The organism is Amycolatopsis sp. NPDC028719, assembly GCF_055565395.1.
In genome coordinates this window covers 430,339-441,171 of record NZ_JBVHUL010000007.1, presented here as the reverse complement: position 1 = coordinate 441,171, position 10,833 = coordinate 430,339, and the positions used below count along the sequence as shown (strand labels likewise).

At 73.3% G+C, this 10,833-nt stretch carries 12 protein-coding genes and 1 pseudogene; 5 read left to right on the top strand and 8 right to left on the bottom strand.

Going from position 1 to position 10,833, the window contains the following annotated elements; translation table 11 throughout:
- The 3 genes and pseudogenes from ACZ4TR_RS32785 to ACZ4TR_RS32775 form a co-directional block, all read left to right on the top strand.
- A pseudogene (locus ACZ4TR_RS32785) lies at positions 1 to 312 on the top strand (Crp/Fnr family transcriptional regulator); the annotation flags it as partial.
- Positions 313 to 424: 112 nt separating this feature from the next.
- The gene (locus ACZ4TR_RS32780) at positions 425 to 1,315 is read left to right on the top strand and encodes an SDR family oxidoreductase (RefSeq protein WP_465291466.1); all 891 of its coding nucleotides are present in this window, start codon (positions 425 to 427) and stop codon (positions 1,313 to 1,315) included.
- Positions 1,312 to 1,662, top strand: coding sequence for a darcynin family protein (locus ACZ4TR_RS32775; protein WP_465291465.1), 351 nt, complete (start codon positions 1,312 to 1,314; stop codon positions 1,660 to 1,662). Before ACZ4TR_RS32780 ends, ACZ4TR_RS32775 begins: the two co-directional genes overlap by 4 nt.
- Here ACZ4TR_RS32775 and ACZ4TR_RS32770 read toward each other — a convergent pair.
- The 6 genes from ACZ4TR_RS32770 to ACZ4TR_RS32745 are packed head-to-tail and all read right to left on the bottom strand — an operon-like array spanning position 1,659 to position 7,224.
- Complete coding sequence (locus ACZ4TR_RS32770; RefSeq protein WP_465291463.1) at positions 1,659 to 2,660, bottom strand: proline racemase family protein; 1,002 nt, start codon at positions 2,658 to 2,660, stop codon at positions 1,659 to 1,661. The genes ACZ4TR_RS32775 and ACZ4TR_RS32770 overlap by 4 nt on opposite strands.
- The gene (locus ACZ4TR_RS32765; protein ID WP_465291461.1) at positions 2,661 to 3,572 is read right to left on the bottom strand and encodes a dihydrodipicolinate synthase family protein; all 912 of its coding nucleotides are present in this window, start codon (positions 3,570 to 3,572) and stop codon (positions 2,661 to 2,663) included.
- Positions 3,569 to 5,149: an FAD/NAD(P)-dependent oxidoreductase gene (locus ACZ4TR_RS32760; protein WP_465291459.1), complete on the bottom strand. Its 1,581-nt coding sequence runs from the start codon at positions 5,147 to 5,149 to the stop codon at positions 3,569 to 3,571. Before ACZ4TR_RS32760 ends, ACZ4TR_RS32765 begins: the two co-directional genes overlap by 4 nt.
- Positions 5,146 to 5,400 carry a (2Fe-2S)-binding protein gene (locus ACZ4TR_RS32755; RefSeq protein WP_465291458.1) on the bottom strand — a complete coding sequence of 85 codons (255 nt, stop codon included), beginning with the start codon at positions 5,398 to 5,400 and terminating at the stop codon, positions 5,146 to 5,148. The genes ACZ4TR_RS32760 and ACZ4TR_RS32755 overlap by 4 nt, the downstream gene beginning before the upstream one ends.
- Entirely contained in the window at positions 5,397 to 6,542 is a 1,146-nt protein-coding gene (locus ACZ4TR_RS32750) for an NAD(P)/FAD-dependent oxidoreductase (protein WP_465291456.1), read from the bottom strand. The genes ACZ4TR_RS32755 and ACZ4TR_RS32750 overlap by 4 nt, the downstream gene beginning before the upstream one ends.
- Before the next feature lie 37 nt (positions 6,543 to 6,579).
- Entirely contained in the window at positions 6,580 to 7,224 is a 645-nt protein-coding gene (locus ACZ4TR_RS32745; protein ID WP_465291454.1) for a helix-turn-helix domain-containing protein, read from the bottom strand.
- A gap of 104 nt (positions 7,225 to 7,328) precedes the next feature.
- Here ACZ4TR_RS32745 and ACZ4TR_RS32740 point away from each other — a divergent pair, with 104 nt between their 5' ends.
- On the top strand, positions 7,329 to 7,832 hold the full coding sequence (locus tag ACZ4TR_RS32740) for a hypothetical protein (RefSeq protein WP_465291452.1): 504 nt from the start codon (positions 7,329 to 7,331) through the stop codon (positions 7,830 to 7,832).
- Here ACZ4TR_RS32740 and ACZ4TR_RS32735 read toward each other — a convergent pair.
- Together ACZ4TR_RS32735 and ACZ4TR_RS32730 are read right to left on the bottom strand one after the other, a co-directional pair.
- The gene (locus ACZ4TR_RS32735) at positions 7,821 to 8,780 is read right to left on the bottom strand and encodes a threonine ammonia-lyase (protein WP_465291451.1); all 960 of its coding nucleotides are present in this window, start codon (positions 8,778 to 8,780) and stop codon (positions 7,821 to 7,823) included. The two genes, ACZ4TR_RS32740 and ACZ4TR_RS32735, sit on opposite strands and share 12 nt — an antisense overlap.
- Before the next feature lie 34 nt (positions 8,781 to 8,814).
- Positions 8,815 to 9,999: an MFS transporter gene (locus ACZ4TR_RS32730; RefSeq protein WP_465291449.1), complete on the bottom strand. Its 1,185-nt coding sequence runs from the start codon at positions 9,997 to 9,999 to the stop codon at positions 8,815 to 8,817.
- A gap of 90 nt (positions 10,000 to 10,089) precedes the next feature.
- Between ACZ4TR_RS32730 and ACZ4TR_RS32725 the strand changes: the two genes are divergently transcribed.
- Positions 10,090 to 10,833 carry an ArsR/SmtB family transcription factor gene (locus ACZ4TR_RS32725; protein ID WP_465291473.1) on the top strand — a complete coding sequence of 248 codons (744 nt, stop codon included), beginning with the start codon at positions 10,090 to 10,092 and terminating at the stop codon, positions 10,831 to 10,833.

The window sequence follows — 10,833 nt, the reverse complement described above, 5'->3', positions numbered from 1 at the left end:
GACACCGCCGTCCTCGACGGCAAACGCGTCCAGACCTGGCGCGGCGTCCCGATCCTGCCCTGCGACAAAATCCCCCTCACCGACACCGGCACCACCTCCATCCTCGCCCTGCGCACCGGCGAAGACGACGCCGGCGTCATCGGCCTGCGCCCCAAATCCCTACCCGACCAATACCAACCCGGCCTCAACGTCCGGTTCATGCACATCAACGACCGCGCCGTGACGTCCTACCTGGTCAGCGCCTACCACTCCGCCGCCGTCCTGGTCCCGGACGCCCTCGGCGTCCTCGACCACGTCGAAACCGGCTCCTGACACGAGACTTGCGCTTGACGCAATCACCGGTTGCCCAAGTTGCGTGGCGCGAACAGCTCCGCGGCTCCTAGCTTTGAACTCGTAACGAGTATCCCGAAGAAGGAGCAGCACCATGCACGTGTTCGTCACCGGAGCGACGGGGTGGATCGGCACGGCCGTCGTCAGCGAACTGCTCGGCGCCGGGCACGAGGTCACCGGTCTCGCCCGCTCGGACGCCGCGGCTCTCAAGCTCGCCAAGGAGGGCGCCCGGATCCGGCGCGGCGACCTCGACGACCTCGACGGCCTCCGCGACGGCGCGCTCGACGCCCAGGCCGTCGTCCACCTCGGCAACAAGCACGATTGGGCGAACCCCGCGGAGAACAACCGGACCGAGCGGGCCGCCATCGAGACGCTGGCGGGCGCGCTCGCCGGCACCGACCGGCCGTTCGTGCTCGCCGGCGCGCTCGCGGGCGTGACCCGGGGGCGGCCCGCGGTCGAAACCGACGTGTCCCCGGCCGTCGGCCCGGACTCGATGCGCGGCGGCGGGGAGAACCTCGCCCTCGAGTACGTGGACAAGGGCGTCCGGGTGGCGAGCGTCCGTTTCGCACCGTCGGTGCACGGCGTCGGCGACCCCGGGTTCCTGGCGTCCATCACGGCGGCGGCCCGCCGGCACCGCGTGTCCGCCTACCTCGGCGACGGCGACGCGGCGTGGTCCGCGGTGCACCGGCCGGCCGCGGCCCGGCTCGTCCGGCTCGCCGTCGAAGGCGCACCCGCCGGTTCGCGGCTGCACGCTGTCGCCGAAGAGGCCGTGACGACGCGGGAGATCGCCGAGGCGATCGGGCGCACGTTCGGCTTGCCGGTGGTTTCGGTCGCGCCGGAGAACGCCGTCGAGCACTTCGGGTTCATCGGCCGGTTCTTCGGCCTGGACATGTCCGCGTCGAGCGCACACACCCGCGAGCTGCTCGGCTGGACACCGTCCGGGCCGACCCTGGTCGAGGACATCGAAGCGGGTGCGTACGCGTGACCCCGGCCGTAACCGCCTTCATGCTGGTGAAGACCACTCCCGAATGGCTGGCCATGACGGTCGAGCAGCGGATCGAGGCGTTCCGCGGCGAGATCGTCCCGGCGGTCGAGGAAAAGGCGAAAGGCGTCCGGTCACGCTTCTACGACACCGAGTTCTACTCGGCACGCGTGACCGACGTGTGGGTGTGGGAGGCCGTGGACCACGCGGCGTACCAGCGCCTGGTCGACGCCCTGCGTGAAACTCCCTTCTGGGACCGCTGGTTCGAGGTCGCCGAGATCCTCGTCGGGGTCGAAAACGGGTATGCGAACAACTACGGCGTCGACGCGGTCGCCAGCATCACGTCCTAAAGCACGAACCCGGCCGGGAAGGGGTCATCGGGATCGAGGAGGTAGGTGGCGGTCCCGGTGATCCAGGCCCGGCCCGAGAACTCCGGGATCACCGCCGGCACGCCGCCCACCTCCGTCTCCCCCACCAGCTCGCCGGTGAACGTCGTGCCGATGAACGAACTGTTCTCGAACGGCGTGTGCAGCGGCAGCTCGCCGAGCGCGTGCAGCTGCGCCATCCGGGCGGACGTGCCGGTGCCGCAGGGCGACCGGTCGAACCAGCCCGGGTGGATCGCCATCGCGTTCCGCGACGCGTGCGCGTCCGAGCCCGGGGCGAGGAACTGGACGTGCTTGCACCCGCCGATCAGCGGGTCGGCCGGGTGCTTCGGCGAGCGTTGCTCGTTGATCGCGCCCATGATCGCCAGGCCCGCGGTCAGGATCCGGTCCTTTTCGGACCGTTCGAACGGGATGCCCACCTGGGACAGCTCGAGGATGGCGTAGAAGTTTCCGCCGTAGGCCAGGTCGTAGCGCACCTCGCCGAGACCGGGCACATCCACGACGGTGTCGCGCTCGGCGAGGAACGACGGGACGTTGCGGAGCTTGACCCGTTCGGCCCGCCCGTCGCGGACGGTGACCTCCGCGTGGACGAGCCCGGCCGGGGTGTCCAGGCGGACCACGGTCACCGGCTCGGTGACCTCCACTATGCCGGTCTCGACCAGCACCGTCGCGACGCCGATGGTGCCGTGGCCGCACATCGGCAGGCACCCGGACACCTCGATGTACACGACACCCCAGTCGGCGTCGTCGCGGCACGGCGGTTGCAGGATCGCGCCGCTCATCGCGGAGTGCCCGCGCGGCTCGTGCATGAGGAACTGTCGGATGTGGTCGAGGTTGTCCATGAAGTACCGGCGGCGCTCGGCCATCGTGGTGCCGGGGATCGTGCCGACGCCGCCGGTCACCACCCGCGTGGGCATGCCTTCGGTGTGCGAGTCGACCGCCGTGATCGCGCGTGACGAGCGCACTTACGCCACCCCCAGCGAAGCGAGCGCGCGGGCCATGTCGGCGCGGACCTGCTCGCGCTGGACGTCCGGCAGCGGTCCCCGCGGCGGCCGGCACGGCCCGCCGTAGCGGCCCACCATGTCCATGCCCAGCTTGATGGCCTGGACGAACTCGGTGCGCGAGTCCCAGCGGAACGCGGCGACCAGCGGTTCGTACAGCGCGCGGGCCTCGTCGAGCTTGCCCGCCGTGGCCAGCTCGAACAGGCGCGCCGACTCGGCCGGGAAGACGTTGGGGAAGCCGGCGAACCAGCCGGTGGCGCCCATCAGCAGGCTTTCCAGGACGACGTCGTCGGCGCCGCTGATCACGGCCAGCTCCGGAGCGCGTTCGCGGATCTCGAGCACGCGCCGGACGTCGCCGGAGAACTCCTTGACCGCCACGACGTTGTCGATCTGCGCGATCTCGGCCAGCAGGCCGGGCGTGAGGTCGACCTTGGTGTCGAAGGGGTTGTTGTAGACCATCACCGGCAGGCCGACCGACGCGACCGCCTCGAAGTGGGCGAGCACCTCGCCGCGGTTGGCGCGGTAGAGCGTCGGCGGGAGGCAGAGCACGCCGTGCGCGCCGTCCTCAGCCGCCGCCTCCGCCCACTGCCTGGCTTGGTGCGCACCGGGTCCGTGGACACCGACGACCACGATCCCGTCTTCGCCGACGGCTTCGATGGCGGTGCGGGCGACGCGGCGGCGTTCGTCGTCGGTGAGCGAGGAGTACTCGCCGAGGGAGCCGTTCGGGCCGACACCGCGGCAGCCGTTCTCGACGAGCCAGCGGCAGTGCCCGGCGTAGGCGTCGTAGTCGACGGCCAGCCCGGCAGGCGCCGCGTCGTCGGTTTTGTAGGGCAGCGCGGCGGCGACGACCACGCCGCCGAGATCGCGGGTGCTCATGACTCTCCTTCGGGTGCGGCGAGCTCGCCCAGGCGGATCGGCTGGGCGATCGGACGGTGGTGGCGCTCGGCGCCGCCGCAGAGTTCGGCGACGGCCGGCCCGCACATCCGGCCCTGGCACGGGCCGAGGCCGGCGCGGGTGCCGAGCTTGAGGGCGTGCGGACCCGGCGTGGCGGGGTCGGCGGCGGCACTTTTCAGTTCCCCGTAGGAGGTTTCCTCGCACCGGCAGACGATCGTGTCGTCGCGCAGCCACCCCGCCCAGGCGGCGCCGATGGGGTGGGCGGCGTTCAACCGGTGCGCGAAGGCTCGAGTGCGGTCACGCTCTCGCAGCAGGCCACGGCCCGGCGTGCCCCCGGCGGCGGCGCACCCCGCGACGGCGCCTTCCGCTCTCGCGGCGTCCGCGCCACCGATCCCGGTGATCTCGCCGGCGGCGAAGACATTGGCGACGCTGGTGCGCTGGTGGCCGTCGGTCCGGACGAACCCGCCGTCGAGCGCGCACCCGGCGGCGACGGCGAGTTCGGGTTGCGGGGTGAAGCCGTGCCCGACGCAGACGGCGTCGACGGCGTAGGTGCGTTCGGTGCCGGGCACGACGGACCAGTCCGCGCGGACGCGGGCGGTGACGGCTTCGCGGACCCGGTCGTCCCCGCGGGCTTCGACGACCGTGCGGCCCAGGTGGTAGGGGACGCGGTGCCGGGCGAGGGTGGCGGCGTAGCGGGCCAGTTCGCCGGCTTTGCGCGTGGGGAAGCCCCATCCTTTGAGGACGGTCATCGCGGGGTTGGTCTCGAGGACGGCGGCCACTTCGGCCCCGACGCCCAAGAGCGACGCGGCGACGGGCAACAGGAAGGGCCCGGCCCCGGCAACGAGAACGCGCTTTCCGACGGCGACCCGTTCGCCCTTGGCCAGCGCCTGCGCGGCACCCGCGGTGAAGACGCCGGGCAGCTGCCAGCCGGGGAAGGGCAGAGTGCGGTCGTGCGCACCGGTGGCGAGGACGAGGGCGTCGGGTTCGAGGATGTAGCGGGCACGACCGGACCCATCGGCCGGTCCGCGCAGGACGTGGATCCGGAGCCCCGCTTTCCGCTCGCCGGCTCCGGAGGCGTTGGCCGCGCGGGCGGCAGTCACGGGATCGCCGGCCACCGCATCGCCGGCCGCGCTGGCGGCGACCTCGGGATCGCCGACCGGGCGCGCGGCGGTCGCGGAATTGCCCTCCGCGAGATCACCTGCCCCGGCATCGCCCGCCGCGGTGGCGGCGGTCGCCGGATTGCCAACCCCGCGCTCACCTACCCCAGCATCGCCCGCCGCGGTGGCGGCGGTCGCCGGATTGCCAACCCCGCGCTCACCTACCCCAGCATCGCCCGCCGCGGTGGCTTCGAGCGCCCACACCGTGCTTTGCGGCCACCAGTCGCATCGCGCCAGCAGCTCCTCGAACCCGGGTTGCCGCACCCCGTGCAGCGTCCGGTGGTACTGGCCGCCCGGGGCGTCCGACTGGTCGAGGACCGTCACCTCCGCCCCCGCCCGCAGTGCGGCTTCCGCAGCCGCGAGCCCGGCCGGGCCGGTGCCGACGACGACCACCCGCGTCATGCCTCCTCCTGACGAGTCTGCGTCCGGATCTCGTCGCCGTCGACAGCGCGGCGGCGGCAGGCGCGGACGTCCGGTACGCCGTTCACCGTCAGCACGCAGTCGAAGCACGCGCCGATTCCGCAGAACACGCCGCGCGGCGCTCCGGAGCGAGTCGTGCGCCAGGACGTCCGCCCGGCGGCCAGCAGTATCCCGGCCACCGTCTGCCCCTCGATCCCGGAAAGGGCCTCGCCGTCGACGGTGATCTCGATCATGCGACCACCGCCGGACGGTCCACAGTGAACTCGTCGACCGGCATCGACAGCGGCGCCCCGGTCAGCAGTTCGCGCAGCAGCTTCGCCGTGCCGACGCTCAGGCCGATGCCCGCCCCCTCGTGTCCTGTTGCGTGCCACAGGTTTCCGAGCCGCGGGTCCTCGCCCATGACCGGGAGGTGATCGTCCACATAGGGCCGGAACCCGCCGTAGGCGCGCATCACCGCGGCATCGGCCAGCGAGGGGAACAGCCGCAGGGCCTTGACCGCGATGGCGCTCAGCACCGCCGGCACGATCGCGTCGTCGAAACCCACCCGGCGGCGGGACGAGCCGATCAGGATCGTGCCGCCCCGCGTCGACTCGACGACCGCGGACGTCTGCAGCTCGCCGTCGCCGGAACCGACCGCACCGACGTAGTCGGCGTCGTACACCTTGTGCCGCACCACCCCGGGCATCGGCGTGGTCACCAGCACCTCGCCGCGCCGGGGCCGCACCGCGATCGGGGCGCCGAGCCGCGCCGAGACCTCGCCCGCCCACGGGCCGGTCGCGTTCACGACGACGTCGGCGTCGAGAACCTCACCCGGAACGCGCACTCCGGTGATCCGGCCGCCGCGGACGACGGCGCCGGTGACCTCGGTGCCGGTACGCAGGCGGGCGCCGTGCGCGAGGGCGGAGCCGAGCAGGGCCAGCGTCGCGCCGGCCGGCTGGACCTGCGCGTCCTCCGGGTAGCGGACCGCGGCGGACACCTCGCGGGTCAACGCGGGCTCGGCCGCGGCGAGGTCCACTGTGGACAGTGTCTCGACGCGGACCCCGGCTTCGGCCTGCCCGGCGGCGAACGCCGTGAGCGCGCGGGCGCCGGCTTCGGTGGTGGCCACGACGATGCCGCCCTTGGGGTCGAACTCGCAGGCGTCGCCGAGCTCGGCCGCGATCTCCGGCCACAGCCGGGCCGAGAGCTGCGCGAGCCGGAGTTCGGCGCCCGGCCCCTTGTCCGAGACGAGGAGGTTGCCTTCGCCGTGCGAGGTGGTGCCGCCCGCGGGCCGGCCCCGGTCGACGACCAGGACGCCGAAGCCGGCGAGGCTCAGCTCCCGGGCGCACGCCGCCCCGACGACACCTGCTCCGATCACCACCGCCCGCGTTCGGTTCATCGACCCTCCGCTGTTCGGTAAAGCGAACGATCGGAGGTTAAGTCTCCCGCGCCGGGGATGTCAACGGGTGCGGCCGGCCGTCGAGGCGTTCGTCCGCCCGGTACTGGAGCAGCAGCACCGAGCGCACCGGGGCTTCGAGCGCGACGTAGCTGTGCGGCTCGCGGGCGTCGAAGGCGACGTAGTCCCCGGGTCCGAGGTCGACGGTGCGGCCCCCGACTTCGACGCGCAGCCCGCCGGTCTGGACGACGGTGTGCTCGACCCCGACGTGTCCCTGCGATCGCTGCGGCGCGTCGCCGCGGACGACCTGGTCGTAGACCTCGAAGACGCTGTTCTCGGCCTCGATCCGGCGCAGGGGGCGCAGGTCGACGCCCTCGCCGCGGAGGACCTCGACGTCGGCCGCGCGCACGACGGTCAGCCCGCCGCGCGGCCGGTGGTCGAGCAGGTCGGAGATGGCCACTTCCAGCGCGCGGGACAGGCTGAAGACGGTCTCGATGGTCGGGTTGCCGGTGCCGGCTTCCAGCTGCGAGAGAGTCGCCTTACCGATCCCGGACCGCCGCGAAAGCTCGGACAGCGACAGGCTCCGGGCCGCCCTCGCGGTCCGCAGGTTGACGGCGAGCATAGCGCGGATCGACGGCCCGCCGTCCTTGACCACCGGTGTCGCACCGTTCGGTAAAGCGTCCATCGGGTCCCGTCTCCGTTCGCTTTGCCGATCGGGCCACGGCCATGATGGCACGCCGGGCACCGTGCCAGAATCACCGCGCCCGATCACACCTGGGGGAACCGTCCGTGGACATCTCGTTTTCCTTCGTCCCCACGCCCGAAATGGGGAAGCGGTCGTACCGCGCCTGTCACCCGAGCGCCCTGGTGGCCCGGTGGCTGCCCGCCGTGGTCTACGGCTTGTTCGGTATCGTGGTGCTGACCATCGCCTTGCAGCGCTCGAAGCCGGACCCGGTCGGGCTGGTCTTCGGCAGCGCGCTCCTCCTGCTGGCCGTCGGCTGGCCGGCCCTCCAGGCTCGGCGGGTCACCCGGCAACTGCGCCACTACGCGGAGTCCGCACCCATCCGGATCGTCCTGAGCGACGTCGAGTACTCCGTCGAAGCTCCCGGGCGCACGATGACCCGGGCGTGGACCACGTTCAGGCGCGTCGCGCTCGTCCGCGGGTTCTGGGTGCTGAAGACGGAGTCCGAAGGCCCGCTCGCGTTCCCGGCGGACGCCCTCGACGCGACGCAGACCGAGGTGTTCCGGGCCGCCATGCGCGAGAAGGGCCTGCTGGCCGGCTCAACGGTCTAGCCACCGGCGGTAGGCGGGCAGGTCGACGTTGCCGCCGCACACGATGGTGACCACGTGGCGCCCGGCGAAGCGGTCGCGGTCTTCGAGGATCGCCGCGAGGCCGAGGGCCGCCGACGGCTCCACCACCAGGCCCGCGTGCTCCAGGAACAGCCGCATCTCCGCGATGATCGACGTCTCCCGCACCAGGACGGCGTCGTCGGCCACGGCGAGGAGGTCGTCGAGGACCTCCGGGATCGGGAACCGGCCGGCCACGCCGTCGGCGATCGTGTCGGCCGAGTCCGTCGTGACGACGCGCCGCGCGCGCCACGAAAGGGTCATCGCCGGCGCGCCCGCCGGCTGGACGGCGAGCACTTCCGTGCCGGGGACGCAGCTCTTCAGCACGTGCCCGACCCCGGTGGCCAGCGCCCCACCGCCGAGCGCGACGAGGACCGCGTCGAACGGCCCCGCGTCCGCGAGTTCGAGGCCGACCGTCGCCGCGCCTTCGCAGGTTTCGACGTCCAGGCTGTCCTCGACCAGGCGCACGCCTCGCTCCCGGGCGAGCGCCACCGCGCGGCAGCGGGCCAGCTCGAAGTCGCCGTCCACCAGTTCCAGGTGGGCACCGAGCGCCCGGATGCGGTCGAGCTTCGCCGCGGGCGCGAACTTCGACGCGACCACGGTGACGTCGATCCCCCGGCTCCGCCCGGACCAGGCGAGAGCCTGGCCGAGGTTGCCGGCGCTGGCGCACACGGCGGCCCGCTCGCCACGTCCGGCGAGGCCGTCCACGACGAGTTCGGTGCCGCGGCCCTTGAAGCTGCGCACGGGGTTCGCGGTCTCGAGCTTGACGCTCACCCGGCAGCCGAGCGCGCGTTCCAGGGGTTCGCAGCGGTAGAGCGGGCTGTCGAGGAAGACCGGGTCGATCACCCGGCGGGCGGCTCGGATCCGCTCGAGGTCGAGACGTGTTTCCGGCACGGTCCCGGAGCATAGCGAGCCCTGACAGCCGCGATCACCGCCGGGCAAGCGCGGGCGCCCGGGTCCGCACCGCCCAGCGGGTCAACCGCGGGAGGGGCGCGACGGCGACCAGGAACACGCCCGCGACCAGCACCCACCCCAGGGCACCGAGACCGCCGACCGCGAGCGTGAACACCGCCGGGCCGACCATCTGGACCGTCGCCGTGGCCGCTTCGCTCGCCCCTTGATAGGCACCCTTCGCCTCTTCGCGCATGAGCCGTACCGACAACCCCCAGTTCGCGGCCACGTAGCTCAGCTCGCCCACGACGTGCAGCACCGCGGCGAGCACCACCACCGTCACCGCGCCCGCTCCCCCGCCGCCGGACGTCGTCGCCAGCAGCAGGCAGCTCGCCGCGAGCACCACGCCGGACACCACCGCGGTCCGGGCCGCCGTCGTCGCGGTGCGCCCGAACCGGGCGAACGGCACCTGGAACACCGCGATGCCCACCGAGCTGAGCACGACGACGATCCCGCCCAGCCCGAGCGGCAGCCGCGTCGAGCCGGACAACCACAACGGCAACCCGGCCGACAGCATCGCCCAGCACAGGGAAAGCACCGCGGTGACCCCGGCGACGCACAGGTACGGCCGGTCGCCGAGGACGGCTCGCGCGCCGGAGCGCCGCGCCGGGACCGTGGCGGGTGCGGGCACCAGCAGCGTGGTGCCGGCCAGGACCAGGAAGCTCACCACATTGCCCGCGATGGCCAGGGTGTACGCCCACGGCGCGTCGGCGGTCAGCACGAGAGCCCCGAGACCGGCGCCGGCCGCGTAGCCGACGTGCTGCGCGACCCGTTGCTGCGCCAGCACGCGCATCCGGCGCGCGGGGTCGGCCACCAGCCCGGTGACCAGAGCCGTGCGGACCGCGGTCCCGCCGGTGGCCAGTGCGGTGAACAGCACCGTCACGACCAGGAACGACCAGGTCCCGCGCACCGCCAGGTACCCGGCCATCGCCGCGGCTCGCACCAGCGTCACGACGACCAGCACCGCCCGGGCGCCGGCGCGGTCCGCGAGCGCGCCGAGCGGCACCGCGGCGGCCATGCCCACGGCGCTCGCCACCGCCATCCCCGCGCCGACCGTCACCGGGGACAGGCCGAGGATCCGGGTGAAGTACAGCGCCCAGATCGTGAACCACAGACCGTCGCCGAGCGCGGACACCCCGCGCCCCCACAGGAGACTCCTCATGCATCCACCCTTCATGAGAGCCTGAATGGTAAGCACGGCGAGCACCGTTCAGCAACTCATGAATGGTGTTAGGATCGCGCCGTGAGCGGAATGATCGAACCCGGAAACCCCGTCCAGGGCGCGATCGTCGGCCTGACGCGGGAGCTGTCCGACCCCGTGCGGCTCACCGCCCTGCAGCTGCTGGCCGCGGAAGGCCCGCACACCATGGTGCAGCTGGCCGACGCGCTGGGCATCACCGCGCCGCGACTGGGCAACCACCTGGCGCGGCTGCGGGCCGCCGGGCTGGTGACGGTCGAGCACACCGGGCGCCACGCGCTCTACCGCGTCGGCCGTGACGACCTCCTGCCGGTGCTCACGGCGCTGGCCCGCTACGGCGGCAACGACTCCTTCACCCCACCGCGGCCGGCGGAGTCCACAGTGGACATCGCGCACACGTGCTACGACCACACCGCGGGCCGCCTCGGCGTGGCGGTGTTCGCCATGCTGGTCGACCGCGGCGCGCTGCGTCCCCCGGACGGCTCGGCGGCCGACCTGGCCCTGGGCGGCGACGCGTCGGCGTTCCACGACCTCGGCGTCGACCCGGCCAGGGTGGACCCCGGCCGCCGCCGCCTCGCGACGGCGTGCCTCGACCGGACCAACCGCGTCCCCCACCTCGGCGGCGTCCTGGGCCACGAAGTGCTGGCAGCGTTCTTGGCGGCCGGCTGGGTCCGGCGCGGTGACGGGGACCGCGAGCTGGCCATCACCCCGCGCGGGAGCCGCCGGCTGAGCGCCTTGGGGCTCGACCCCGGTACGCCGAAACCGGCGGTATCCCCGCGGCCCCCTGCTGCCTCCTAA